The sequence below is a fragment of the Streptomyces sp. NPDC036764 genome, from assembly GCF_055609385.1.
In genome coordinates this window covers 2697396-2723880 of record NZ_JBVJPT010000001.1, presented here as the reverse complement: position 1 = coordinate 2723880, position 26485 = coordinate 2697396, and the positions used below count along the sequence as shown (strand labels likewise).

The 26485-nt window shown below is 68.0% G+C and carries 18 protein-coding genes and 2 pseudogenes; 8 read left to right on the top strand and 12 right to left on the bottom strand.

Annotated elements, in window-relative coordinates; all coding sequences use genetic code 11:
- The first annotated feature begins 396 nt into the window (after window positions 1-396).
- The 4 genes and pseudogenes from ACZ69Q_RS11425 to ACZ69Q_RS11410 all read left to right on the top strand — a co-directional run bounded on the left by ACZ69Q_RS11425 (window position 397) and on the right by ACZ69Q_RS11410 (window position 2892).
- The gene (locus ACZ69Q_RS11425; RefSeq protein ID WP_471039883.1) at window positions 397-1002 is read left to right on the top strand and encodes a dihydrofolate reductase family protein; all 606 of its coding nucleotides are present in this window, start codon (window positions 397-399) and stop codon (window positions 1000-1002) included.
- 19 nt (window positions 1003-1021) lie between these two features.
- Window positions 1022-1288: pseudogene (locus tag ACZ69Q_RS11420) on the top strand (alcohol dehydrogenase catalytic domain-containing protein); the annotation flags it as partial.
- Window positions 1215-2129 carry an NUDIX domain-containing protein gene (locus tag ACZ69Q_RS11415; protein WP_471039881.1) on the top strand — a complete coding sequence of 305 codons (915 nt, stop codon included), beginning with the start codon at window positions 1215-1217 and terminating at the stop codon, window positions 2127-2129. The pseudogene ACZ69Q_RS11420 and the gene ACZ69Q_RS11415, both read left to right, overlap by 74 nt.
- Window positions 2053-2892 (top strand): endonuclease/exonuclease/phosphatase family protein, encoded by an 840-nt coding sequence (locus ACZ69Q_RS11410; RefSeq protein ID WP_471040209.1) that lies wholly within the window; start codon window positions 2053-2055, stop codon window positions 2890-2892. The genes ACZ69Q_RS11415 and ACZ69Q_RS11410 overlap by 77 nt, the downstream gene beginning before the upstream one ends.
- Window positions 2893-3101: 209 nt before the next feature.
- Here ACZ69Q_RS11410 and ACZ69Q_RS11405 read toward each other — a convergent pair whose 3' ends face one another.
- Window positions 3102-3464 (bottom strand): hypothetical protein, encoded by a 363-nt coding sequence (locus tag ACZ69Q_RS11405; RefSeq protein WP_471039878.1) that lies wholly within the window; start codon window positions 3462-3464, stop codon window positions 3102-3104.
- A 1555-nt stretch (window positions 3465-5019) separates the two neighbouring features.
- Here ACZ69Q_RS11405 and ACZ69Q_RS11400 point away from each other — a divergent pair.
- Window positions 5020-7113 (top strand): SpoIIE family protein phosphatase, encoded by a 2094-nt coding sequence (locus tag ACZ69Q_RS11400; RefSeq protein ID WP_471040207.1) that lies wholly within the window; start codon window positions 5020-5022, stop codon window positions 7111-7113.
- A gap of 137 nt (window positions 7114-7250) precedes the next feature.
- On the opposite strand, the gene ACZ69Q_RS11395 is transcribed toward ACZ69Q_RS11400, so the two are convergent.
- The 7 genes and pseudogenes from ACZ69Q_RS11395 to ACZ69Q_RS11365 all read right to left on the bottom strand — a co-directional run bounded on the left by ACZ69Q_RS11395 (window position 7251) and on the right by ACZ69Q_RS11365 (window position 15178).
- Window positions 7251-8828, bottom strand: coding sequence for a long-chain-fatty-acid--CoA ligase (locus tag ACZ69Q_RS11395; RefSeq protein WP_471039875.1), 1578 nt, complete (start codon window positions 8826-8828; stop codon window positions 7251-7253).
- A 77-nt stretch (window positions 8829-8905) separates the two neighbouring features.
- A complete protein-coding gene (locus ACZ69Q_RS11390; protein WP_471039873.1) occupies window positions 8906-10615 on the bottom strand; it encodes an aldehyde dehydrogenase family protein in 1710 nt (569 codons plus the stop codon).
- Between the two features lie 92 nt (window positions 10616-10707).
- Complete coding sequence (locus ACZ69Q_RS11385) at window positions 10708-12063, bottom strand: MFS transporter (RefSeq protein WP_471039870.1); 1356 nt, start codon at window positions 12061-12063, stop codon at window positions 10708-10710.
- 53 nt (window positions 12064-12116) lie between these two features.
- Entirely contained in the window at window positions 12117-13040 is a 924-nt protein-coding gene (locus ACZ69Q_RS11380; protein ID WP_471039868.1) for a TauD/TfdA dioxygenase family protein, read from the bottom strand.
- Between the two features lie 115 nt (window positions 13041-13155).
- Entirely contained in the window at window positions 13156-13758 is a 603-nt protein-coding gene (locus tag ACZ69Q_RS11375) for a TetR/AcrR family transcriptional regulator (protein ID WP_331753601.1), read from the bottom strand.
- A gap of 368 nt (window positions 13759-14126) precedes the next feature.
- A complete protein-coding gene (locus ACZ69Q_RS11370; protein WP_471039865.1) occupies window positions 14127-14375 on the bottom strand; it encodes a hypothetical protein in 249 nt (82 codons plus the stop codon).
- Window positions 14376-14615: 240 nt separating this feature from the next.
- Window positions 14616-15178 (bottom strand): annotated as a pseudogene (locus tag ACZ69Q_RS11365) (dihydrofolate reductase family protein).
- Between the two features lie 333 nt (window positions 15179-15511).
- Here ACZ69Q_RS11365 and ACZ69Q_RS11360 point away from each other — a divergent pair.
- Window positions 15512-16249 carry a hypothetical protein gene (locus ACZ69Q_RS11360; protein ID WP_471039864.1) on the top strand — a complete coding sequence of 246 codons (738 nt, stop codon included), beginning with the start codon at window positions 15512-15514 and terminating at the stop codon, window positions 16247-16249.
- Between the two features lie 45 nt (window positions 16250-16294).
- On the opposite strand, the gene ACZ69Q_RS11355 is transcribed toward ACZ69Q_RS11360, so the two are convergent.
- Window positions 16295-17358, bottom strand: a protein-coding gene (locus tag ACZ69Q_RS11355; protein ID WP_471039861.1) for an IS630 family transposase whose coding sequence is annotated in 2 segments (ribosomal slippage) — window positions 16295-16848 and window positions 16848-17358 — 1065 coding nt in all. Because the reading frame shifts where the segments join, the coding sequence is not laid out codon by codon here.
- A gap of 402 nt (window positions 17359-17760) precedes the next feature.
- On the opposite strand from ACZ69Q_RS11355, the gene phoU reads away from it, so the two are divergent.
- On the top strand, window positions 17761-18435 hold the full coding sequence (phoU, locus tag ACZ69Q_RS11350; protein ID WP_471039858.1) for a phosphate signaling complex protein PhoU: 675 nt from the start codon (window positions 17761-17763) through the stop codon (window positions 18433-18435).
- A gap of 209 nt (window positions 18436-18644) precedes the next feature.
- On the opposite strand, the gene ACZ69Q_RS11345 is transcribed toward phoU, so the two are convergent.
- Window positions 18645-19334, bottom strand: a complete 690-nt coding sequence (locus ACZ69Q_RS11345) for a hypothetical protein (RefSeq protein ID WP_471039856.1) — start codon at window positions 19332-19334, stop codon at window positions 18645-18647.
- Window positions 19335-19498: 164 nt separating this feature from the next.
- A complete protein-coding gene (locus ACZ69Q_RS11340) occupies window positions 19499-19747 on the bottom strand; it encodes a cadmium resistance transporter (RefSeq protein ID WP_471039854.1) in 249 nt (82 codons plus the stop codon).
- Between the two features lie 130 nt (window positions 19748-19877).
- On the opposite strand from ACZ69Q_RS11340, the gene ACZ69Q_RS11335 reads away from it, so the two are divergent.
- Complete coding sequence (locus tag ACZ69Q_RS11335; protein WP_471039851.1) at window positions 19878-22643, top strand: type 1 periplasmic-binding domain-containing protein; 2766 nt, start codon at window positions 19878-19880, stop codon at window positions 22641-22643.
- An 82-nt stretch (window positions 22644-22725) separates the two neighbouring features.
- Here the strand turns inward: ACZ69Q_RS11335 and ACZ69Q_RS11330 are convergent, their stop codons facing one another.
- On the bottom strand, window positions 22726-26262 hold the full coding sequence (locus ACZ69Q_RS11330) for an NB-ARC domain-containing protein (RefSeq protein ID WP_471039849.1): 3537 nt from the start codon (window positions 26260-26262) through the stop codon (window positions 22726-22728).
- Window positions 26263-26485: the final 223 nt, after the last annotated feature.

The window sequence follows — 26485 nt, the reverse complement described above, 5'->3', positions numbered from 1 at the left end:
TCGGTGAGGATGTCTACGCGGTTGCCGGCCGAGCGAACGTCGACCAGCGGCAGAGTCGCTCCTTCGGGGCCACTCAGCCACTGGGCGGCCAGTGCCGCCTTGGTCCTGTGCGGTGCGCGCCGGGAGCCAGAGCCGCACCTCGGAACGGCGCCGGCGGCTAGCGTCATACCACCCGGCCAACCGCGCACCGAACTGCCGCACGACCCGGAGATGCCCAAATCTCTACCCGTCTCGACGACACCACCCTCCTGCTCGAGCACCGGCATCCCGCCTGACCAGGTCCGCCCGAGGAGACAGGCGGGCAAACAGAGGTTCCCTCGTTGGTCCACAGCGCGGCCGATGAGTTTGCGGCTCCCGGCCGGTCCAACCTGGTGACACCTAGGAAAGGACACCGCCATGTCGGAGCTTCTCGTCGACTTCATCACCTCCCTCGACGGCCACGCATCGGGAGAGGGATGGCCCGGGTTCTGGGGCCTCGAGGGCCCGGAGTACCTCGCATGGCTCGGCGAGCAGCCCGAGGTTACCTACTTGATGGGAGCGAACACCTACCGCCTGATGTCGGGCTTCGCCGCAGGCGAGGTCCCGACTGGCCAAGACGAGTTCAGGCCCGAAGAAGAGGCGTCCGTCGACGAGCTCACGCGAGCGTCCAAGGTGGTGTTCTCCTCCTCACTCCAGGAGCCACTGACGTGGGCCAACTCCACGCTCGTCCGCGACGACGCCGTCGAGGCGGTCCGCGACATGAAGTCGAATGGCTCGGGGCTCCTCAGCACGATCGGCAGCCTCAGCCTGTGCCGGTCCCTGCTACGAGCCGGACTCGTCGACCGCTTCCGGGTCGTGATGTTCCCTGTGATCACCGGCGCCACGGGCGAAGAACGCATCTACGACGGCTACCCGGACGTTGCCCTCGAAATGATCGAGCACCGCACCTTCGACGGCCGCATCCAGCTGGTCGAGTACAAGCCCCAAGTGCTCGAGCACCCGCCGCTCAGCGTCCCTGCGTGACGTCGCCCCATCCGCCGGTCTGGACGACCGCCAGGCCGGCGCCGGTGGGCCCGGAGTTCCCCAAGACCGTGACGCCGGTGTCAGCGGCCTGACCCTCACCGAGGTCCCCCACCCGCGCGCCGCCGGGAGCGACGTGATCGTGAAGGTCCACGCCGCCGGATTCACCCCGGGCGAGTTGGACTGGCCCAGCACCTGGAACGATCGGGCCGGTCGTGACCGCACCCCGTCCGTGCCGGGCCACGAGCTGTCCGGCGTGGTCACCGAGCTCGGCTACGGCACCACCGGCCCCGGTACAGACGTGGGCCCTGACCGGGCAAGGGTGGGAGGGCCTCCTGACTGATTACGGCTTCGTCGTGGAGGCGATCGACCTGCTGCGTGCACCGAAAACGGACAACCCGGCGATCGTGCAACTCATCCGCGGCCGGCGCCTGCCCGACCGGCTGACACGCGTCTCCAGCCGCCGCAGCAGCACCCGAGCACCGGCCGCGCACGCGGCCGTCGGCGTCGGAGCGATCCTGCTGAGCGAGCAGGGCATCCTGCTGGGCCGGCACCACGGCGGCACCCTCGAACTGCCCGGCGGAAGCGTGGAGGCCGGGGAACCCTTTGCGCACGCGGTGATCCGCGAACTCGCCGAGGAAACCGGTCTGGTCGCTCGCGCCGAGGACTTGGGGGCTCCTGGGCACGCTCGTCGATCACGTCGCAGGTGTCCTGCGGGTCACCGTCGGCGCGCTCGTCCACGCCTGGCAGGGGCAGCCGGCCACACAGCCGGACGAGAGCGTCGGCGCCTGAGCGTGGTACCCGCTCGACCAGCTCCCCGACGGCCTGTTCGTGTGCAGCGCCCAGATCCTCACCGCATGGCGGCCCGACCTAGCCATCGATCACCCGTCTGCGCACTTCACTCGCTTTGCCCCCGGCGCACGCGCCACGCCGGTGGACACACTGACATGACAGCCGCCCTCATCCTGGTTCCCAAGGGGAGGAGATCACGTGCCGGACGACATAGGACTGACGCGCCACCAGAGCCTCAAGACCGCAGCGGCGGCCACCCCGCTGCTCACCACCGACGGGTCCACCATGCCCGCCTCGGCCGGCGAGCAGCCAGGGGCGCTGAGCGTCATGACGTATAACCTGAAAGTCGCCCACGCCACCGGCGGCAATCGCTGGGCCGTGCGGCGCCCGGCAATGCGGGAACTGCTGCGCCGGGAGCGTCCCCACGTCATCGGCACCCAGGAGGGTCTCTACCGGCAGCTGCGCAGGATCGAGAAGGACATCGGCCCGCACTACGACTGGATCGGCATCGGCCGAATGGGCGGCAGGAAAAGCGAGTTCGCGGCCGTCTTCTACGACACCGGACGTCTGAAGCCAATCCAATTCGACCACTACTGGCTCTCCGACACGCCATCCGTGGTCGCCTCCAACACCTGGGGCGCGGACCTACCGCGTGTGGTGACGTGGGTCCGGTTCAGCGATCTCGCCCGCGAAGGCCGGGAGTTCTACGTACTCAACACCCACCTGGACCACCGGAGCCAGTACGCGCGCGAGCGTTCCGTAGAGCTGATCGGCGAAACCATCGCCGCCTTCGACAGCTCCCTACCGGTCGTGGTGACCGGCGACTTCAACGTCGCAGCACACGACAACCAGGTCTACGACGCGATGTTGGCCCTCGGACTCCTGGACACCTGGGACGCTGCGGCTGCGCGCGGTCCCCTGTATGCGACGTTCAACAACTTCCGGCCGCCGGAGGCCGGTGGCCAGCGCATCGACTGGATCCTCACCACCCCCCGGGTGACTACACACTGGGCGGCCATCAACACCTTTGTAGCGAATGGCCAGTTACCGAGCGACCACCTGCCGGTGCAAGCGGCGCTAGATCTGAAAGAGCATCGCTGAGTCGACTGATTGGTGGTCAGCGGGTGTGGGAGTACGGGCCCCGGCTCGCTGCCCGAGGCTTCTGAGCTGCACCCCCTGGGTGTCCGCGGGCGTTTCATCCGTTCGCGGGCACCCGACCCGCCGACCAGTCCACCAGATGGCTAGCTAGTCGACTAGTGCACCGACCTGAAGTACCCATCGGCCCCACCACGGCCCTGCCGGGCTCGGACTCAGCGCGGGCGGGCTTCGTGCTCTCCAGGTGTGAAAAGCAGCAGTTCCTCAGTCTTCGTCGACAACCCCAGCGCAGCGCGGACGGGATGCGCCCGCATCGGATGCACCGCGCCTTCGGGGACCTCAAGAATGTCCTGGTAGGAGCACGGCAGGGCGCCAACCGCCAGCTCGGGCAACCACTGCAGCACCCGCTCCGGTGGCCCTACCCCGAACCGGCTCTCCTCTTCCCTTGGCCGACTGCCCGACGCTTCCACCGGTCCGGCGTCCCCCGACCCGACCCCGGCCTCGCGCCCCGTGACCGCCTCACCACCGGACAGGATCTCCGTCATCGTCTCCCGGATGTTCTCCAGACTGGACAGCACCGCCTCCTGCTCGGGAGGTGTCCGATCAAGTCCTCAAGCTGAGCGCGCAGTTCCCCGATCTTCTCCCGAGTGGCTGCCTCCCGCCGCTCGATCTCCTCCAGCCACGACACCATCACCGCCGCCCCCGGAACCCGACCACCCGACGCCACGACGATCGAGCAACCAACCCAAGGTCAGCAACTACGCAGGTCATAGCTCCCCTACGGAAGAGCTGCACCCAAAGCCATCAGGTCCAGAGGTCCACGGCTTGCAGATCTCACAGCATGGCGTCCAATAAACGAGGCCGGCCCTTACACCCCGCGCAAGCTCACGAACTCATGGGCTTCCCCTGTCGACAAGCGCTCGCTGAACACGTCCGCCTCACCGCTCAGGGCCGCCAAGCAGAATGACGCCATTCCACCGTCGACAATGGTCCAGCGACTCAGACCACGCGGTGTCTGCCTCCGGAAGACAGCCAACCGCCAGTCGTCAGGTGCGCCCCGACGCATCCAGAAGGCGACATCGCTACTGGCCGTGTCCGCAAAAGGCAGCAGCGGCGGTAGGGCACCTGAGCGCAGGAGCGCGCTCAGCTCTTCGCGGTCGCGATCGGTGATAGCTGGATTCACTCTGTCGAGAAGATCTCCATAGGGAGAACCGGGGACCGGCGGCGTGCTGACAGAAAGATGTTCGTCAGTCTCTCCGCCCCCGTACGACCCCACAAATTCGCGGTAGTCGGCTGGGAAGGCCAGGCCCGTCGTCCGCTCGATGTCCTCCCAATCCACTACGTCACCGCCGGTGGCAGGCGGCGTGAGTAGCTGGTACAAGCGAGCGACAGCGGGGTGAGGCATGCAGGTTCCCTTCGAATGACGGACGAGGCTCGGGGGGCTCACGGCTGCCCTGGCATGGGAACGTTTGCACCAGTGCGCTGTCGATAGCAGCCCCCACGTTCTTCCAACCTCGGCCGGCAGTGTAGATGAGGGAGTGATCATTCGTGCTACCCGAGCGCGGGGTCACCTATCCCAAGACCGCCGCCGGGAACGTCGATAGTCAACGAAGACCGTTTGCCGTGGCCTCACGCCTTCAGGACGTGACGGCCGGGCCCGACGGGGGCAGCTTGCGCAGCACGTGGGCTGAACCAGAGAAGCCTGAGCCAAGCCAGCGCCATGGGTCGACTGAACCCAGCCTGGCCACCGGAATACACCGCGATTCCCCGGCCGGCGACCAGGCGGTCGATGTTGGGGCGTGCGCCTTGGTCGGCCCGTACGCGGACCCCGGCTTCCTCCGGTCGGCTGGGTCCCGACCCTTCGATGCGCGGGCGCGGCCGCTGCGGGGCCCTTGCGTGCCGGCGGAGGACATCTGGACTCCCCATCCGATGCGTAGTCCGTCGGGCACCCTCGTCGAACGGTGCCATGGCAGACAGGCCCACATGCCAGGTTCCGCCTCCCTCGGTAGGCTGATGTCGAGGCTCCTGATGGAGGTTCGTCATGCCCCGCCCTGTCTGGTCCGGCGCCATCTCGTTCGGCCTGGCCACCGTCCCGATCAAGGTGCTGTCCGCGAGCGGGTTGGATGGGGCGCCGTGAACACTCCGCAGGACACGTCGAGTCGGACCGACCGCGACTTGGATGATGCAGTCCTCGCAGCTCTGTTCTCCGAACCCCAGGTCGGCCTGCATGTCCTGGACACAGAGCTACGGTTGGTCCGGTACAACTCCGCCGCCCGACACATTCGCGCGTTCCCACTTGAGGCGTCCCTGGGACGCAGGCTCATCGACGTGCTCCGGGATCTTGGCGTCGCGCGGGCGGACGCCATTGAGAACATGGTCCGCGGGGTGTTGGACACCGGCAGCCCGATTCGCGATGTCTTGTTGACGGTACGTTCCAGGCATGAGCCGTTTGCCCTGGTCACAGTGTCGGTGTCATGGTTCCGGCTGGAGGGCCCGCAAGGGCGTCCCCTGGGGGTGGCGGGCGCGATCGTCGATGTCACAGACCGTTACCGGGCCCAGGCGCGACTCGCCCTGCTGGATCGGGCCGCGGCCCGCATCGGCCATACCCTGGATCTCTTCCGCACGGCGCAGGACCTGGCGGACATCGCTGTCCCGGAGCTGGCCGACACCGTGACGGTGGACCTTCTCGACCTGGTTCTGCGCGGCGAGGCGCCGGCACCCGGACGGCTCATCGAGAACCTCCCCCTGCGACGGGCCGCCTGGCGTGCGCTCGATGACGCCGAAGAGCCTAGTACACCACCAGTGGGGGAAGCGAATGTGTTCCCCGCGGGCACGCCGTACCGCCGAAGCATGGCCGCCCTTCAGCCCCGGCTGATGAGACGGCTGGACCCGGACACCGGGTGGCTCGCCCGGGACCCTGTCCGTGCCCGCGCGCTGCGTGAGGCCGGGGTGCACTCGATGATGGTGGTCCCCCTGTCCGCGCGGGGCGTGGTGCTGGGCCTGGTCTGCTTCTACCGGGCGCAGTGCCCGGACGCCTACGATGACGACGACCTGGCACTCGCTGTCCAGCTGGCCGCACGTACTGCGGTCTGTCTGGACAATGCCCGGCTCTACAGCCGCGAACACTCCGCCGGCCAGCTCCTCCAGCTCAGCCTGCGGCCGCCCGAGGTACCTGCGCACACCGCGGTGGAGACCGCACACAGCTACCTCCCCTCCGGCCCCAGCGGCGACTGGTTCGACGTGATCCCCCTGTCCGGCGCTCGAATCGCCTTGACGGCCGGCGGCACCCCGGGCCGCGGAATCCGCGCCGCAGCAGCCATGGGCGAAATCCGGGCCGCCATCGGAGCCCTTGCCGCACTGGACCTGGCGCCCGACGAACTCCTTGAGCGCCAACACGAGCTCGTCACCCGGCTCGAAGGCCAACGTCCCCAGCATGGGGGTGCCGACGGCCAAACCGTCGGCACTACCTGCCTGTACGTGGTCTACGACCCGGCGACCCGGCAGTGCAGCATGGCCCGGGCGGGCCATCCGCCTCCCGCCCTCGCCTTCCCCGACGGCTCTGTGCAACTCGCCGACATCCCCCAAGGACCACCCCTCGGACAGGGCCTCCCCACGTACCGAACCGTCCAGCGGGAATTGCCCGAAGGCACGCTCATAATCCTCAACAACACAGCCCTGAACTCCACCAGCTCCCCCCACCAAAGCGGCGGGGAACGACTGGACCGCATCCGCACCGCCCTCGCGTCTGACGCCAGCTCCCTGCAGCAAATCTGCGATGCCCTACTTGGCCTCCTGACCCCGGAAGACCGTCAGGAGGACGCGGTCCTCCTCCTCGCCAGAACCCGCGCTCTCGGCCCCGGCCACGTGGCCTCCTGGACATTGCCCCCAGCACCCGAGGTCGTGGCGCAGGCACGCAAACTCACCATCGGCCAACTCAACACCTGGGACCTGGACGACCTCGAATACACCACCTCACTGGTCGTCAGCGAGCTGGTCACCAACGCCATCCGCTACTCCCAGGGACCGATCGGGCTGCGCCTGATCCGCGACCGGTCCCTCATCTGCGAGGTCTCCGACACCAGCAGCACCTCGCCGCAACTGCGGCACGCCGAGGACACCGATGAGGGCGGCCGCGGGCTCTACCTGATCGCACAGATGACCCAGCGCTGGGGCACCCGTCCCGGCCGCCGAGGCAAGACCATCTGGACTGAGCAAGCACTGCCGTGACCGGCCGAGCACCCCAAGCGCTCCACCTGCTCCCCCGACCACTGCCCGGCCGGTTGTCGCCGGTCCGTCCAACTCACGCAACAGAAGCGCTGTGGCGGCAAGCCGACCGGCCAACCGTGGGACGAAAGGCCGCGTGCTCATCGAGTCGCATCGATCGCGTGGTCCTCCGCGTCCCTCAGCTCGCGCTTGAGGATCTTGCCAGTGGCGTTCATGGGCAGGACGTTGCGGAACTCCACGAGGCGTGGGTACTTGTAGCCCGCCATCTCGTCCCTGCACCAGTCGATCAGCTCCTCCTCGGTGAGCGTCGCCCCCGGGGCGCGGACCACGCACGCCTTGATCTCCTCGCCATGGCGGTCGTGCGGCACGCCGATGACGGCAGCCATGCTCACGGCGGGGTGGGCGAGCAGGACTTCCTCGATCTCGCGCGGGTACACGTTGAAGCCACCACGGATGATCATGTCCTTGGCGCGGTCGACGATGTAGAACCAGCCGTCGGCGTCACGGCGGGCCAGGTCACCGGTGCGGAACCAGCCGTTGCGCATCACCTCGGCGGTCGCCTCGGGTCGGTTGTAGTAACCCTTCATGATGTTGTGGCCGCGGACGACGATCTCGCCGATCGCGTCGGCGCCCTGGACCGGTGTCCAGTCCTTGTCGACCAGATCCACCTCCACGCCCCAGACGGGGCGCCCGATGGAGCCCGGACGCACCTCCTCGCCGGGCGGCACGAAGGTGGCCGCCGGGCTGGTCTCCGAGAGGCCGTACCCCTCCATGATGGTGACCCCGAAGCGCTCACGGAAGCGGCGGTGGATCTCGACCGGCAGTGCCGAGGCTCCCGACCCGGCCATCCGCAGGTTCTTGGCGATCAGCGACAGGTCGACATCGGGGGCCTCCTCTTCGAGCAGGGCCCAGTACATCGTGGGAACACCCGCGAAGAACGTGACGGCATGACGCTGCATCAGGGCAAGGGCCGAGCGGGCGTCGAAACGTGGCAGCAGCACGAGGGTCGCCCGGGAGGCGATGCCGGCGTTCATCTGGACGACCTGGCCGAAGGAGTGGAAGAGCGGCAGGGTGATCAGGTGGACATCGTGCTCGACCTCGCCGAACAGCTTGTGGCAGGTCACCACGTTGAGCATCACGTTGGAGTGGCTGAGCTCGGCGCCCTTGGGTCGGCCGGTCGTGCCCGACGTGTAGAGGATGACCGCGGTGTCTCCGGGCTCGGTGGCCACCGTCTCGAAGTCCGCGCTCTGGGAGGCCAGCGCCGCGGTCAGGGTCTCGGCGCCCGCGATCGGCGAGACCTCTGCGGGGGCGGCGGTCATCAGGAAGAACTGCTCGCAGCCGGGGGTCTCACCGAAGCCGGACAAGCCTTCCTGTCCCATGGGGAGGTCCGGGCCGCCCTCGAAGCAGAAGTACGCCTTCGCCTCGGAGTCGGCCAGGTGGTAGGCGATCTCACGGCCCTTGAGCAGCACGTTGAGCGGGACGACCACCGCGCCGGCCTTGAGAATGCCGTAGTAGGCGATCGGGAACCAGGGCAGGTTCGGACAGGACAGCGCGACCTTGTCACCGGGCTGGATGCCGCGCGAGCGCAGCAGGTTGGCCACCCGGCGGGCAGCCGTGTCCAGCTCGGCGTAGGTCAGCCGCTGAGTACCCAGCACGATCGCCGTGCGGTCGGGCACGGTGCGGGCGCTGTTCTCCAGCAGGGCAGCGAGATTGAGCATGAGGTCTCCGTGGGGATGCTTCGGCGGGCCATAGGCGTGGCGGAATCGGGGGTCGGCGGGACCGAGGCCGGTCGGGGTCAGCCCCGCAGCGCGGAGGCGAAGAGAGCGGGCAGCTTGACGAGGCTCGGCGCCGCAGTGAATCGGGTGAGCCGCTTCACCGTGGTCAGCGCGGTGCTGTTGGTGACGAAGTACGGAGGACGGGGTGACAGTGACGGGTCCCCCGTGAGCAGGCCGCGCGGAGCGGGTGCGAAGGGCGCGCGCAGAACGGTCTTCTCGACGTCCTCGAGCATGAAGGCATTGTGGACGAAGCCGATGCCGCTGCCGATGTCCTGGCGGGTGTGGCCGGGGAAGGCGCCCCAGGGAGTGAAGCCGAGCAGGAAGCCAACCCCAGACCAGCAGTTGACGCCCAGTGTGCCGTAGCGCAGCTCGGCGATGGCGGTGCACACGGCCTCCCGGTGGGCCTTCTCGGTCTTCGGGTGGACGATCAGGGTGGCCCCGAGGGTGCCGGGCAGGGTGTCGTTGGCGAAGTCGACGGCGTGGCGCAGGAATGCGTTAGGGGTCGCGCCGGGCAGGCGTACGACGCCCAGGGCGCTGCCGAAGACCTCGTCGGTGATGAGGACGTCGTCGTGATGGTCGGTGATGTCGGGGACAAGCAGTCGGCAGTCGTCGCCGTGTGCCTCCGCCTGGGGGTGGGCCTCGCGTACCGCAGCGAGACGGCCTGCGGCGCCGGGGTAGTAGTCGGTGCGCGCGGGCAGGGCACGCAGCACCCGCCGGATCTCGTCCAGGAGCCGTTCGGTGCCGTCCCAGGCGCGCGGCAGGACGAGGATCTGGCTGGCGATGCAGTTGTGGCCGGAGTTGTTCATCTTGCTGGTGACGATGTGTTCGGCCTGGAAGCGGAAGTCGGCGTCGCTCCACGGGCCCGGCGCCACGATGCAGGGACTGACGCCGCCCAGTTCGCTGCTGAAGGGCTTGGCGATCAGCGGGAGGTCGTCACGTCGGCGTTGTTCCGCGTCCTCGTCGGTGCCCCAGACGATGGCGTCGTGGGTGCGGTCGCTGCCGGTGACGTGGATGGTGTCGATGCCGTCGTGGCGGGTGAGATAGGCGCCCTCGGCCGCGCCGCCGTCGACGAAACGCACCCAGCCCCGTTCGACGAACTCGGCGAAGACGTACTCGAAGTGGGGGCGCAGATAGGCGTTGACCGGGTTCATCTTGGCGATGACGACCTGGCCCTCGGCGTAGAGCTTGTGCAGGATGTCCAGCGCGGTGATGGCGGAGACATTGCCGGCACCGAGCACCAGGGCCAGGGCCGGGTCTCCCTGCCTGCCGCGGTACTCGCCCGCGGCGCGCGCCCGCGCCCGCTCCGCGGTGACGCCGGGGCGCATCCAGACCTGGGCCGTGAACCCGTTGAGCAGCACGGTGTCCCAGCCGGTGGCGGGGAAGACGTCCACGCGGGTGCAGCCGTTCTCCTCGTGGACAGCGTTGGCGTCCAGCGGATCCCTGCCCGCGGCGATCCGTCGCAGGACGTGCAGAAGCGCCGCGGTGTTCTGGACCAGGGCCCAGGGGCCACCCATCCAGTCTTCCGCCGCCCAGGGGGAGTCCGGTTCGTACCCCTTCGCCCGGGAGCCCGCGCCCGCCATCTCGGCCGCACGTGCGAGGACGCGCGGCTGCAACCGCTCCAGGAGAGCGATGCGTTCGGTGAGCGGGGTGGTGGACCAGGACTCGGCGTTGCCGCGTACGTCGGCCACGGTGCGGTCGAGGAAGGAGGTGTCGAGGGCGCTGGTGTTCAACGTCGTCCCTTGCGGAAGGTCGGGAGTGAGAAGGCCGGGAAGGGCGGGGCCTGCCCCGTGCGTTGTGCCAAGAAGCAGGCCCGTACGGGTCGTCACACGGAGAGCAGGCGGGCGTCGCGGTCGGGGTTGATCAGCGTGACGGCGGCGGTTCCGCCCACGAGGAGCAAGGCACCGGTGATCATGACCGCGTACCTGTAGCCCCCCGCTCCATGGGTGTCCACGAGGCTGCCGATCAGCGTCGGGGCGATCAGACCGGCGGTGGTCACCACAGCGTTCATGAAGCCCAGGGTGCCGCCGCGACGATTGGCAGGAGCCAGCTCCATGATGGTGGTGGCGGCGATGCTGCCCATCGCTCCGGCGAGGCCGAAGGCGCCGACCAGGAGCACGACCGTCACGGTACCGGCCGGGGCCACGGGCAGGGCCAGACAGGAAACACCGGAGATGAGCAGAAGGGCGCCGCCAACCCAACCGCGGGCCCACCGGCTCGCGATTCCGCGGCGCAGCATCCATCCGCTCAGGCCCGCCTGCCCGAGCACCAGGATTCCGCTCAGACCCCAGAACAGCATCAGCAGCTGTGTGGACACGGCCGAGGAGTAGCCCAGCGCGTCACGGAGGTAGGAGGGGAGCCACACCAGGGCGAAGGCGATCACCCAGTAGGTGCTGAAGTAGCCGATCGTGACACCCATCCAGGTGCGGGTCGCGAGGATCCTGCGGTACGGCATCTTGGTCTGTGCCTGACCGAAGGTCCCTGCCTCGGTCCCCTTGCCCGTCCCCGGCCCCTCGCCGCAGGACGCCTCGGCCGGGGAGTCGTTGTCCGACGTGGTCGCGTACGGCCCCTCTCCGCCGAAGGGAATCCACAGCAGCGTCCACACCACGCCGACCAGCGCCACCGCGGCAACGGCCGAGCGCCAGCCGTGATGGTTGATCAACCACGTCAGCACCGGAGCGGCGACCAGAACCCCCAGCGTGATCCCCAGGACGATCAGCGCCCCGGGCAGGTTGCGCCGGTGGTTGGGGAACCAGGACAGGGTCGTGTGCTGGGCGACCGGGTACGCGGGCCCCTCGGCGGCACCAAGGAGAACACGAGAGGCGACGAGCACGGCGAGCCCCCCGCCCACCGCCAGCGGCGCCTGGGAGACCGACCACAGAACGGCCATGATCAGCAGCAGCCACTTCGGCCGCACGCGGTCGGCGAGCAACCCCACCGCAGCACCGGAGATCGAGAACAGAAGGAAGAACGCACTGCTGGCGAGTCCGAAGGCCGATGCGGACAAGCCGAGGTCCTGTCGGATCTCCTCCGCGGCCAGACCGAGCACGGACTTGTCGGCGAAATTGATCATCATGAAGACGACGAGCAGCGCCGTGACGATCCACGCGCGGCGTCTCGTTCCGTTCGGCGCCTTCGCGGTGCTGGCGGGCACAACAGAAGCGACGTCGGTATCGGTCACTGGGGCTCCGCGGAAACTGGATGGGGAGGGGAGAAGGGGGCCGGGAGGCTGGTTCAGGAGAGCGGGACGCCGGCGATGGCGATGCGCTCCATGACACGGCGCTGCGGGAAGTAGTCGTTGATCGCGTAGTGCTGGGTGGCGATGTTGTCCCAGATCGCAACGGACGCCGGCTGCCAGCGGAAGCGCACCTGGTACTCGGGGATGCGGGCCTGGAGGACGAGCTCACCCAGCAGTTCGCGGCTCTCCTCGTCCGACAGACCGACGATCCGAGTGGTGAAGGGCTCGTTGACGTAGAGCAGCTTGCGGCCGGTGCGCGGGTGGCGGACGACCACGGGGTGCTCGACGGCCGGCAGGTTCTCGCGATGCGCGGCGAGCTGGACCTCGGTCATCAGCGAACCCCAGCTGGGCACCCAGTCGTGCACCGCGGTGAGCCCCTCGATCCGAGCCTTCATGGACTCGGTGAGGTTGTCGTAGGCAGCCGCCATGTCCGCCCACATGGTGTCACCGCCGGCGGACGGAACCTCGACGGCCCGTAGCACGGAGCCGAGGGCCGGCGCGGCCATGAACGAGTGGTCGCTGTGCCAGATGTTCTCCGTGCCCATGACCATGGCGTCCTTGGCCAGCCGGGAGACTCCGATCGTGTCGCCCTTGGGGAAGAACGGGTTGGCCTCCGGCTCACCCCACAGTCCGGAGAACGCGAGCTGGGACTGCGGGTCGAAGCCGTGCTGGTCGCGGAAGAAGAGCACCTTCCACTCCAGCAGGGCCTGCCTGATCTCCTCGGCGAGGTCCTCACCGATCGGGAGCGAGAGGTCGACTCCCTCGATCTCGGCCCCGATGTGCGGGGTGAGCGGGCAGATGTCCAGGAGCCGGTATTCGGGCTGGGACACGTTCGGCGCGATGCGGTCGAGCGTGCGCTTCCCGTAGTGCATCAGCGGCTTGTCGAGAGCGGGGGCGGGGGTGGTGACGGCGCTGTCCATGAGTCCTCCGTAACGGCCGGGAAAATCGTTACCGGAAGTATCGTTATTAGGGTGCAGTGAGGCAAGGCCTTGGCAGCACGAAAAATGGGGCGTGGAAAACCGCGGATGCCAGGCTTCAGCCGGTCGGGCCCACAGCTCGGGCCACGAGCTCGACCAGCGTCTCCACAAAGGGGGCGTCGGGCATCTCCTGCTCGCCGATCAGCCGGAAGAGCAGCGGTGCGGCCACCAGAGTGGCGGCGGCCCGGACGTCGGTGTCCGGGTCCACGTCACCTCGGTCGATCCCGCGTTCGAGGATGCGTCTCGTCTCACTCGTGATCCGCTCGGTGTACTCCGCGTACTGGCCCCGTGCCGCGCCCGCCTCGGCCGCCACTCCGATCAGGCCCGCGATCAGCCGGTCCGACCCCGGCAGCCGATACGCCTCCAGGCGAGCGGTGAGGACGAGGCGGAGCTCGGCGCGAAAGTCGCCCAGATCAGGCACTGACAGGACACCGAGACGGGTCTCGGCAGCGGCGATGATCAGATCCTGCTTGGTGGGCCACCGCCGATACATGGCCGGCTTGCTCACCCCGGCGCGGGACGCGACGGCGTCCATGGTGACCGCCCCGATCCCCTGCTCCGTGACCAGGTCCACGACCGCGGTCAGGACGGCTCCAGTGACCCGTTCCTCGCGCGGGCGCCCCCGCCCTCGTACGGCCCCGTCCCGCTGCATACCCACCATGCCCAGAGCCTACGGTCTCCGCCGGACCGGCCGGAACGAGGTGAGCTCGTCGACCGGAGCCCCATACAAGGGATACTGCCCGCCGATGCCCTGGTGATCGACCTGGTGCGCGATCGCATGGCGCGCCGACCGGCGGTACATTCCTCGTTGAGGCAGCGAAAGAGACGGCGATTGCGAAATCGACGCGGCGGGGCAGCGCCTGCCCCCGGTCCGGTGTCGCCATCCATGCACCGTCGAGATCGCTGATGACTGCCGAGATCACCCATCGGGCAGGGCATAACGTCCCACGGCGCCCACGCGTGAAGCGGGCCTCGGCGAACGGCTGCCGTGGCCTTGCGCGATTCACACACCTGGTGCAGAACGTTCGTTCAGGACACGAACTCCGGCCGCTGGTAGCGGTTCGACCATCTGTTGTGTCCCCACACTCCCAGTGCGAGCACGGCCATGGCGGCCAATGTGGCGACGGTGCTGCTGTTTTCGAACCCGCCATCGATGCTGATGCGCGCCATCGGCGCCCAGGCCAGCAAGGCGAACCTAGCGCCGAGGGCCGCCACGAGGAGGCCGCGATCATCGGTGACGGCAATGCCCTCGCCGTCGAGATCAACCAGTTCCGCCACACCTACAACAACTTCCGGCCCCATCAAACACTCGACGACCGGACGCCGCGACAGGCGTACCTCACCAGCCCGGAGAGCCAGTAGCCACCGGTCCGGTCGTCCGTTAGGGGATCCCTATCAGGACAGATCGTCTGCGGTGAAAACAGGATCGATCCTGCAGGGACGTCACGATCGCCTCGGAACACATCGCCACGAGATCCTTGGGTGGCCCGAAGCCCGCGCTGATCCGCCGTATGGCACTCAGCGCCTTGTCTCGTACCTGGTCAGCACCACGCCGTCGGGAAACGTCCGGGTCTCCACCAGGCTCAGGTTCACCCAGTTGTCCAGGGCCGTGAAGAACGGCGTGCCGCCGCCCACCAGGACCGGATGGGTGACGATCGCGTACTCGTCGATCAGCCCGGCCCGCATGGCCGCCGCGGCGAGTGTGGCACCGCCGATGTCCATGGAGCCGCCGTCGCCGGCCTTTAGCCTGGTGATCTCGGTGACCGCGTCGCCGGTGACCAGACGGGTGTCCAGTCAACCGTGCTGGTCGTAGAGGAGAACACCACCTTCGGCATGTCCCGCCAGCGGCCGGCGAACTCGATCGCCGCCGGTGTGGCACCCGGCTGCTTGTCGGCGGTCGGCCAGTGGGAGCTCACCGTCTCCCACAGCTTGCGCCCGTACAGCGCCAGGCCCATCGCGTCCACCCGGTCAGACCACCACTGGAACAGCTCGTCGCTCGGCACGCTCCAGCCGAGGTCGTCGCCGGGCGCGGCGATGTAGCCGTCCAGGCTCATGTTCATGCCGAAGGTCAGTTTCCGCATGGCGTCAGCCTCCCGTGAGTGGTATTCGGCGTACAGACCACCGCGGCGCGCAGAACTCATCGGTCAGGCCACACCGAGGGCCAGTTGACCACCACGCCAAGCAGATGCTCCGCACGGAAAGGAGACCTCCGATGTACCGGCGGGTCGAGACGAGCCCGCCGCCACCGCTGCGATCTGTGCTGTTGCAGAAACGCGTACCGTGAAAATCTCACTACTGACCTTCAAAGCGTGGTGTCGTGAGGGCGGGCAGGGCGTGATCCCGGCGGCCTGCTCCAGCCCAAGCCATAAGAACTCTGTCGCTCCGTCTGTGGTCGGTGCGCTATAAACGGGCCGGTGACCTTGACTGTTGAGCGAACAGACGCACGCACATGGCCTGATGAGCAGATGCAGGAGCTCTTCAGCGAGGGCTTCCCGGAGTTCATCACAGCCGATCGGCAGGCCAAGCAGTACATAGGCAGGATCAGGGAGTGGTTCGCCGACCTTAATCTCACGCTGGTGGACGACCACGGCATGCCTGTCGCGGCCGGCTGGGGTATACCGATCCGGTGGGACGGGCGAGCGGAGACACTCCCCACTGGCTACACCCAGGCCACGATCCGCGCCGTGGAGGGCCGAGAACAAGGCGTCGAACCCGACACCCTGGTGATCTGCGGAGCAATCGTCACCCCGTCACTCAAAGGACGCGGCCTGGCCGGGGAGACACTCAAAGCACTGCGCCAACTCGCCGAGGATGCAGGATGGCCGCGCGTCATCGCACCGGTCCGCCCGACCTTGAAAGCCCGCTACCCACTGACGTCCATCGAGGCCTTCATGAGATGGACCCGTGAGGACGGTATGGCCCTGGATCCATGGATCCGGACGCACCAGCGTCTGGGCGCCCGCATTCTCGCAGCGGCTCCCGAGTCGCAAACCATGACCGGCACGATCGCCGAATGGGAGGGGTGGACCGGCATGGCTTTCCCTGAGACGGGTAACTACGTCATCCCTGAAGGGCTGAGCTTGCTACGACTCGACCACTCCGCTGATCAGGGCACCTACGTAGAGCCCAATATCTGGATGCAGCACATCTGAGTACCGAAAGGGCTCTCCGACTACCGCGTCGAGTGCGTGATGTCGTCATGCTGGCTGGCATCGGAGGCCGGTGCCGGTGAGGCAGCCGTCGAGGACGCCGTGGCGGTATTGGAGCTGGCGTAGGCCGCGTCGGACGGCAGTGATCAAGTCAACGGGACCGACGAACGCACGGTTGGCCACGGTGGTGCGTCGTAGGACGGACCAGATGCCCTCGACCGGGTTGAGGTCGGGTGTGTAGGGCGGCAGTTGGAAGACAGCGAGCCAGTCGCGGTCGGCGATGTACCGGTGCATGCCGGTGGTGAGGTGGGTGTTGAGGTTGTCCCAGACCAGGACGATCGGGCCGCCAAGCTGCTGGTGGGCGGTCTGGATCAGGTCGCGGTAGTCCTTCCAGGAGAAGCTTTTGCGCCCATCGGGCCGGGCGTCTGGGCAAGGCCGGTAGATCAGCCGTGAGGCTTCGCCGGTCTTGTAGCAGGCCAGGGCGGCCACAGATAAGCGGCGGCGGGAGCGGCCCCGGACGCGGACCACAGGGGTGTGGCCGCGTCGGGACCAGGTGCGGGTGGTCGGCGGCGTCATCGAGAATCCGGCCTCGTCCTCGAAGACGAGCCAGGCGTCGAGCGCCGCCACGGTCCTTCCACCTGGGGCCAGGTCTCCTCCACCCAGCCGGCCACAAGGTTCTCGTCCCGCTCGATCGCCCGCCGGGCGGGGACCTGGCAGCTCCAGCCGTGCCGCTTGAGCAGGGCGGCCACCCCTTGCACGGTGTAGCTCTTGTGGAGACGGCGCCCGATGAGCGTCTTGATCCGCGACAGGGTCCAGATATGGTCCGGCCACCCATGTGCCGTCGGGCCCCTGGCCAGCTCCCGCTCCAGCACGGCGAACAGTTCGTCGCTGAGCAGCGGCAGCGATGCTGGGCCTTTCGAGGCCAGGGCTCTCGGCCCGTCCTGCGACCAAGCCTTGCGCCAGCGCTGTACCGACCGGACGCTGACCCGCAGGTCGTGAGCGATGACCGTGTTCTTCTCGCCCTGCCTGAACCGCTCGGCCGCCTGCAACCGCAACTTCTCGCGGAAGGCCCGCCGTTCGTCAGTCAGCCCGCCCCCTTGCGCATACCTCATGCGGTCGGCATACCGCAGGGATCATGAGAGGTCAGTCCCTACGACACCACGCTTTGAAGGTCAGTAACCGGAGACTAAGCACACACGTACTGAGCCCAGCTATACCGAGACCAACCTGCTAACTCCCTGACGCATGACAAGGGCGGCGAGCGTGGTGTGACGGAGCACGACAATCTGCGAGTGGCCTCTTGGTGACACCACGTACAGCGACCCAGCGCCTGCATCTGAGTCGACTGCTGCCGCCTCGGCTTGATCGTTGTCCGGGACCGCAAGGCTACGACCGGCCACTCATCCCACGCGTGATCCTGCTCCCGGGAGAGCAGTGGTCGTTTCAGCTCCGTGTGGGTTGTGCGAGTCTGGCATCAGGTGGTGACTGTCTGTGGCTTTGGAGGGCGAGATCTGGTGCGGGCGGCGTATCACGAGGAGCTGGCGTCGATCAGTGATGGTCTGGTGGAGATCGCGAATCTGGTCGGTTCCGCCATGGGCCGGGCCACCACCGCTCTGCTCGATGCCGATCTTCAGCTTGCGGAGAGTGTGGTCTCCGCGAACGACACGGTCGATGATCTGCAACGGGATATGGAGAACCGGGCGATCGCGGTCCTGGCACGGCAGCAGCCGGTGGCCACGGATCTGCGGATCGTCGTGACTTCACTGCGCATGAGTGCGGACCTGGAGCGGTGCGGCGCCCTGGCGGAGCATGTCGCCAAGGTCACCCGGCTGCGTTTCCCAAAGCACGCGGTGCCACTTGATCTGCGTCGCACTGTCCTGGAGATGGGCCAGCTCGCGCAGCGTTTGATGGCGCAGGCCGCCGAGGTGCTCATCACGCGCGACGTCGATGCCGCCCTGCAACTGGAGCGGGACGACGACCGGATGGACGAACTGCATCGACTGATATTCCAGCACCTGTTGGACGACCGGTGGCACCACGGTGTCGAGACAGCCGTGGACGTCACACTGGTCGGCCGTTACTACGAGCGGTTCGCCGACCATGCCGTGTCCATCGCCCGCCGCGTGGTCTACCTGGTCACCGGCGTGCCCGCTGACGAACCGGCCCCTGCCCCGCCCGGCACTGCGTGATCAACGGCGGCTCAACCTCCATGGCCGTGCTGGTTGTGCAGGCTGCGGAACCGGACGGGATCGCTGGCCAGTTCAAAACAGATCCTTGGACGAGCGTGTCGGCCATGCTGATCGTTGTCGCCGAAGGTTGACGAACTTTCAGTTCTGGCCGCACCGGACTCAGGTGCGTCCAAGGCTCCTGGCGGCGGCACTCCGGGCCGGGCTGCGTGTCATGCCGGTTCTGCTTCCTCGCCACGTCGGGTCTCAATCGTGGTGACATCCGTAATGGTCTCGACGTGCCGCATCAGGGCGTACGAGAGATCAGATCTGCATTCATGTGCCTTCAGTATCGGATCTCCCGCATGCAGGACATATTCCTCCCAGGGGTCACCGGCCAGATCCGCATCATCCATTGCGGCTTGGGCCACCACCACGGCGTCCAGCATAGTTGTGGCGTCCTCGAATACATCCAGGACCCACTTCGAGTCTGCGGGATCCCCCCAGTCATAGTCGCCGAGTTGCACCCGTTCACGGCTGCCGCTGATCACGCTTGCCGGGATGTACAAGCCATCGTTCAGCGCGTCATAGAGGGCCGCGGTCGCATCTTCCCGCGCCCGTTCTGCGGCTTGACGGAATTCGTCAGGATCGACAACACGGCGACTCTGGATCTGGCGATACGTGCGATCCAGCAGGTTGTCCCACGCGGCCATTGACTTCCGCACCTGCGCGACCCGACCGATCTGGGCACGCTGCAACTCGTACTGTCGGGCTGCTTCGGCCTGAGCGTGAGCCGAGTCGCGCTCGGCTGTTGCCTCTCGGAGTGCCCGCTTTTGCATCTGAAGGGGCCCGTAGAAACTGGCTGCGCCGGCGACGATCGCCCCACCTAGCGCCCCCAGCAGACCGTAGACCGCGTCTGACACGGCACCCCCTGCAGTCAGCAGTTCATCTGGCCTCACGCCCCAGCCGCAACGAACCTACGGTTCGCCACGCTTCGGTGGCAATGCTCAATGTTCGACGGCACGGGACAGCCACTGCCTGTCCTGTGACACCGAACCTTGAGTGATTGTCACCGAGCAGTCGTTGCTCACAGCCCGAAGGCGCCGCCCTCAATGAGGATGAGCAGGCCGATCGCGATGAGGACGAGCGGAAGCAGGATGTGGCCCCACCGACTGAGGGCCGTTGCAATGACCGGCCGGGTGGCAAAGAACCTGCCCGCGAAGCACCACACGCCGACCAGGACGAGGAAGACAGCGGCGTACACGCTCATGCCGCCGACGCCAGCCGTGGCGCTCTCCGCGTGCTGCTCCAGGAACGGACACTCCCGGGGCCGCACGGATCCGGCTCCGCCTGAACAGGCCTGGGGGAAAGCAGCAAAAGCCCCCAGTGTGATCCAACTCCCTGCTTGAGTGGATCAGTTGAGTAAGACAGTCCTGGGTTCCAAGAGGACGAGGAGGGGCCAGCCCATGGCCATGGGGGATTCGCAGAGCCGTATTCCGGCCTACCCCGGCGTCGACCGGTTCATCGAGGCATTCGACAGACTGGTGGTCCAGTCACGGCGCACCCGCAGCCGAGTACCGGTCGTGCTGCTTCACGAACCCGAGGGCGGGGATGCGGGACAGCGAATCGTGGCCGGGCTGCGATCGCGGATGCGCGGGCGCAGTGAGGTGCTCGCCCCTCACGCGTACATCCCGCGGATTCCTGACGGCGCCGATCCACCGCCGCTCGAGCTGTTCGAGCTGCTGACCAACCAGCTCAAGGAGACCATGCCGCCCGGCACCGGTGAACTGCGGCTGCACAGCTACCGGTTGCTGCGCTCCGTCGTCACCGCTCCCGCCTTCGACGGGCTCAGGGAGCACCGCCACACCGAGCTGCGCAACCACTGCTACGCACAGCACCGCGCGTGGTCGCGTACGGCACAGACCCTGTGGTGGCTCGGCGGGCGCGACCAGGCCAGCGGCGGGACGCTGTTGGAGCTGCTGTGGAACTTCGTCGCCGGCCCGCTGTTCCAGCGGCTGCCGCGCGCCGTCTACGGTCGGCGGATCAACCGGCACATGCTGGGACGGGCGCGGAGCCGTCGCTGGTACGCGCGATGGGTGCGGCAGCAGCAGGGCAGCCCGCCCACCGACTTCTTCCGCTCCGCGCTCGACCTCGTCCACACCGAACTGCGGGACAACCCCGAGCAGCTCGACCGGGTGCTGATGCAGGCGGTGCTCTCCGATCTCGAACAGGCCTGCCGGACCCGGTTCCTCCATCCGTGGCGCCGGCGCCGCACCTCCCGGTTCGTGCTGCTCTTCGACGAGGCCGGGCCGCAGGACTCGCGAGTACAGCGCTTCCTGCGGGAACTGCGCTCCGCCGTGGCCGACTTGCGGTGCACATCGGTGTTCGCGGTGGCCGGCGGCGTACGATCACTGGCCGCCCGGATCCCCGACATCCACGCCTCGAGCCTCGCCCAGGCTGGGGCCGAGCTGATCAACATCGAGCGCCGGGGAATGACGCCGGACCAACCGACCGGCATCGTCGTCCCCGTCGCGCAGGGACCCGAGGACGACCAGGCCGCCGTGTACTGGCTCGGCCGTTGGCCAACGCTGGTGACGCCGTCACCGCGCTGGGGGCCGGTGACGGAGGTGGCCGGGGCCTTGGGCGCGGGCACGCTCGCGATCGCGCTCGTGGCCGGCCTCCTCCTCGTCCCTGGCCTGTGGCACCGCGAAGGGGACGACCCCTGCCAGGGCTCCACCTTTCTCGGCACCGACGGCCAGTGCGTGGGCGTCAGCGAGGGGGCGGCGGGTTTCGGAAAGGGGCCGAGCGAGCAGGCCGTACGGACCGTGCTGGAGCAGATCGAGCGGCAGAACGAGGAGGTGGACCAGGAGCTCGCGGACCGCGCTGCGGACGATCCGCGGCCCGGACGCCGCACCGTGGTCTACTTCGGCCCGCTGACCGGAGGCAAGGACGCGGAAGATCCGGTGCGTGGCGGCACGTACGCCGAACTGCGCGGAATCGCGGTGGCCCAGCAGCACATCAACGCGCAGGCCCTGCGCTCCGGCGAGCGGGTCCCGCTGCGGGTCCTGGCAGCCAACGCCGGGGACCGCTTCAAGGATGCCCCCGCCGTAGCCGAGCGCATCGCGGAGCTCGCCGCGAGCGACCCGTCCATCGCGGGCGTCGTCGGCCTCGGGCAGAGCCGCCGCAACACCTACGAGGCGATACGCATCCTCGACAAGGCCGGTGTACCGATGGTCGGAACCTCCGGCACCGCGGACGACCTACTCCGGCAGGGCGAGCACTACTACCAAACTGCACCCACCGACCAGCGGGCCGCTCATCTCATGGCCGCGTTCGCATCGGACGCCACCATGGCCACGGGCGGTCACAAGGCGCGCCAGGTGAGCCTGGTCGCCGATGCCACCGATGCGTACAGCAACAGCCTTGCCGCGTCCTTCCGCACTGCCTACGGGCCCTCCCGCACCGATGTCCTTCTCTACACGCCCACCGACGCGCCGGAGCCGGACCCGCTGCCCGGGGCGCTCGGCGGCCGGCTGGTGCCGACCCTGGAAGATCTGGCGCGCGAGGTGTGCCGGGCGGTAAAGGAAGAACCGAGGACGGCGGTGGTCTGGTCGGCGCGGGCCAGCCAGTTCCAGCTGTTCCTCGCCGAGGTCTCCCGGATCTCCGGCGACTGCCCGAAAATGAGCGTGCTGGCCGGCGACGACGTCACCAACGCGCTCACCGATCAGCAGCGCCCCTGGGACCACTTCAAGGGCCTCACCCTCTTCTACGTCTCGCACGGCTACGCCCCCGCCCTGGCCGCCGAGAGCCCGGAGGCCTCGGCCTTCCTCGCCGCGTACGACCGTGCCTACGGCAGCGACCGCAGCATCCGGGGCCAGGCTCTGCGCGAGGACGCCCATGTCGCACTCGCCTGGGACGCGCTGCGTTACCTCGCCGAAGGCATCGACCAGGCCTGGCGCACCACGGGCCGGCACGACAAGCGCCTGGACCGGGGGCTGGTGCAGGCCGTGCTGTACCAGGGACTCGGCGGCGGGGGCTTCGACGGTGCCACCGGCTGGATCGACGCGCACGGTGCGGCAAGCGGTGGCCGTCTGACGGAGGACAAGCTGCTCGCGGTGGTGCGGGGCCGCTCCGACGGGTCGACGACCACAGAAATGCTGTGCGGCACAGTGGCACGCGATGACGAGCGGGCAAGATGGGGGCCGACAGGGAACGAGCATCCCTGCCCGTAGCAGCACTGACGGGGGCATGATCAACCCCGGACACGTACCGACACCGCTCGCTCTGCCAAACCCAGCAGCAGTACGAACTCGATCACGGTCGCGGGCGTTGCGAGAGCGGCGGAAAATCGAAGACGTAGAGACCGCCGAGACCCGTCGCGGCGATTCCTGTGCCGTCCGCGAGCCATACGCAGTCGAGGAGCACGCGGGGAGTACGGATGGCCGCGACCGGCTGTGGGGCGGCAAAGTGCCAGACCGACAGGGTGTTGTTCGCAAGGGCGGCCATATGTGCGCCGTCGGGGGAGAAAGAGGCCCTGTGGATCAGGGCGTCCTTGGCTGTGAACTCAGCAGCTATCGCCTGGGCAGGGATGTCCCAGAGCGTCACGGTGTCTTCCCTGGCGATGGCCAACTGGCTGCCGTCCTGGCGGAACCCGACGGGCCTTCCCGGGACGGCGGCCTCGCTATGAATTCGGCCGGCCGCCAGATCCCAAATCCGGGTTCTGCGGGCTGCGTTGTCCACAGCGAGCCATCGGCCGTCCTGGGAGACCACCGGATCGGCTGTGACCGATACAGGGATCTCGTGGAGCAGTTCGAAGGTTCCTGCATCCCACAGGTGTACCTGTGCGTCGCTGCTGCTGACGAAGGTCAGACCGCCGTCCCTGCGGATGGCCAGTGCGAGCACGGGATGGTCCTGGCTGATGTTGATCAGGGGCGAGGCCGATCCGCTCTGCCACAGGCGTACCCGTCGCGCGTCGGCGGCGGCGAGTAGCCGTCCGTCGGCAGATGCGGCGAGCAGACGGCAGGCGAACTGCCGGAGGTGGACTCTGCGCCCCGTCGCCGGATCCCATGTCGCTACTCCGTCGTCCCCGGCGGTGACGATTCGGGTCGGGTCAATCGCGAGGATGGCACTGCGGGGTCCGGAGTGTGGTGTCTGGACACTGGTCCTTCGGACGGCTGTTGCCTCCCAGAGCTCAGGCCTGCCGGCCTCACCGCCTACCAAGAACAAGCTGCTGTCAGGGGAGATCGTCAATGAACGGACGGCATCGTCTGTGGACAGGGTCCGATGCCAGGTGTCCGCGCCCCGTGTCCACAGCGCGATCTGCCCGCCATCATTGCCGGCAACGAGCCATCTGCCGTTCGGGGAGATCGCCACCGCTGTCACCCCCCACCCCCTCGACGACCCCTCCAGCGTGGGCAGGGTGAGTTCGGTGTGGAGGACGCCGTCGGCCGCGTCCAGGATCCGCAGCGTGTTCCTGTTGGAGCCGGCAGCGATCCATGTGGCGTCGGGGGCGACCGCGAGCGTGATCACTGCGCAGTCCTGGAACAGAGAGAAGTTCGTGCGCTGCTCCTTCGACGCGACATCCCAGATGGTGCCCCTGCCGTCTCGATGCCCGGTCACGATCCAGGTGCCATCAGGCGAGATGGCGAAGGCCTTGCATCTGTCGGGCAGCTGTCCCAGGAACTGCCCGGACGAGGCGTCCCACAACTGGACGCGCCCCTGTCTGTCAGCTTCGAGGAATTCGCGACCTTCATACACGAAGGTCGCGAACCATGATCCGTCCCCGCTGAACGCAATGCGTTGGGCCCTTTTTGACAGACGGCGAAATCCCGGCCGGTCGTGCCCCGACTCCATGGACCACATTCGAGCAGGCTCGCGAGAGGCCGCGGTGACGCACCAGACCCCGTCCGGACTTATGGCCAGGACCGAGGGCCGCCGGCGATGGACTTTGTGGGCCAGGTGCCGGCGCCCTGTGGCAGCATCCAAAACCACGACACGGCCGTCCTCCTCGCCGGCGATCACGCTGTTGCCGTCGGCAGACAGGGTGGCCGGGCTGAAACCGGGGTGCTCGCCCTGCTCGCGCTCGGGAAAGGTGCGGCGCAACGTGTCCGTCCGCATGTCTGGTATCGGCCAACGGCTTGTCAGACGTGCCCTCGATGGGTCCTGCGGGGCGGCAGCGATCTGCGGTCCCCAGTGCGGACTGCTGGACAGCGCAGTTCGCAGGACGTCCAAGACAGCGTTGCGCGGTTCCGTGGGTGATAGCAAAGGCGTCACCTGGACCCAGGCCGCCCTCTGCTCGAAAGCGTGTGGTGTACCGACCACGGAGAGGTCCGAGTACAGCGCGCCAGGTCCGGAACGCAGCAGCCTTGCTTCGGCCCAGCGCAGGTCGCAGGCGACACGTTCGGCTTCGGCCGGCTGGCCTGCGGCGTTCAGGTGGCCGACCAGGTGGTCCCACAGGTACTGGTCCTCCGTGGGCAAGTGCCACCAGGCCGGCAAAGGCGAACTGTTGTCCGGCGGCAGGGCTGAGGCGGCAGGAAGCCCCTCTGCGAGAGCTTCGACGAAGCTGCGATTGATGTCGGTGAGGCGCTGTGACCCCAGCTCCGCGCGCGCGTAGTCGCGTACGACGTCGTGGAGCGAGAAGGGTCGCCCCGGAAGCTCTGAGTGCTCGGTGATCAGGGCCAGGCGGACGAGGTGCTGGACGAGACTCCGGCTCTCCAGAGGGTCGAGGTTTGCAGTGGACCGCCACAAGGATGACGCCAAAGAAGGAGCCAAGGTCTGGTCTGCGGCGAAGATCCCCAATTCCAGCATCCGTTGCTCACCCTCGGCAGGAAGCAGGTCGGTGCTCGCGCCGATGGTTGCCCGAACGGCACGAGCCCGCTGCTGCGGGTCGTCCAGATCGAGCACGACCGTGGCGAGATGATCGAAGGCTGTCGGCCCAGAGCCCCGTAGGCGCTCCAGGACCTCGTGGCCCGCAGAGGTGACAGCAGCAGGATCAGGGGCAAAGGCACTCAGTACGCGGTTGATCAGGCGCAACAGCAAGGGCCACCGGCCCGTGGCGGCCAACAGTTGCTCGGCCACGACCGGAGGGAAGTCAGGGATCCCCCAGGTGAGCAGTTGATGCGCCTGGCGGGTGGACATCTGGTCCACGCGTACGCGGACGGCGTCGTCGGGCAGAGCACTCGCCACCCGGGTGGTGACAAGGCGGACGCACTTGGTGCCCCCGACGACGAAGGGCGCCAGGTGTCGATCTTCCCAGACGTCGTCGATGACGAGTAGCGTCCGCCCGCGCTTCTCCAGGAGGCGGCCGAGATGTTGGCCTGCGAGTGCGGGATCCTCAAGCCCGGACTCCTGGCCGGTGATGAACCGAATGGTCTCGTTGACCTTCGCCGCGATAGCGGCGCTGCCTCGAATGTCCCGCCCGAGGGTGATCCGGTAGACACGGCCTCTGAAGAACCTCTGCACACGTTTGTCGCGGGCGACCACATCCGCCAACGTCGTCTTCCCGAAGCCACCGGCACCGTGCAGGGCGGTCGTGATTCCGACGGTGCCACCTCTGCGGCACAGGGCCCTGACAATCCGGTCGGCTTCCGAAGGCCGCTCCACCACCCAGTCCGGGATGTCCGGCAGCGGCGGTGGAGGGGGGTCATCGGAGCCGGCCGTAGCCCCGCCACGCTGGAGGACGGGCGCGACGAGTGCGGCAGCTACGCCGGCGACCGTGAGAACAGCCGTCGCCACCCATGGATACCGCCGAAGGACTTCCAACCCCCAGGGCCAGGGCGCCTGCACCGAAGTGGCGGCATTGACCGCTACGGCGCTCACCGCGGCAAGGGCCGGCACGAGGATTCCCAACACGGCAGCACCCCACGTCTGCCAACTCCTGCCTCGCACCGCTCGCCCCCAGGCTCTAGTTCCCCAACTCTCGCAACGTGCTGGACCCATGGTGGATCACAGACCGTACCCCAGGAGGCGAACCGGCCGGTCAGCATCGGTACTTCAACACAGCCGCCCTCGCCCGGTGAGACCCCGACCACAGGACCCCACTCGTGACACGGATCAGCCACTGGACCAACCCCGA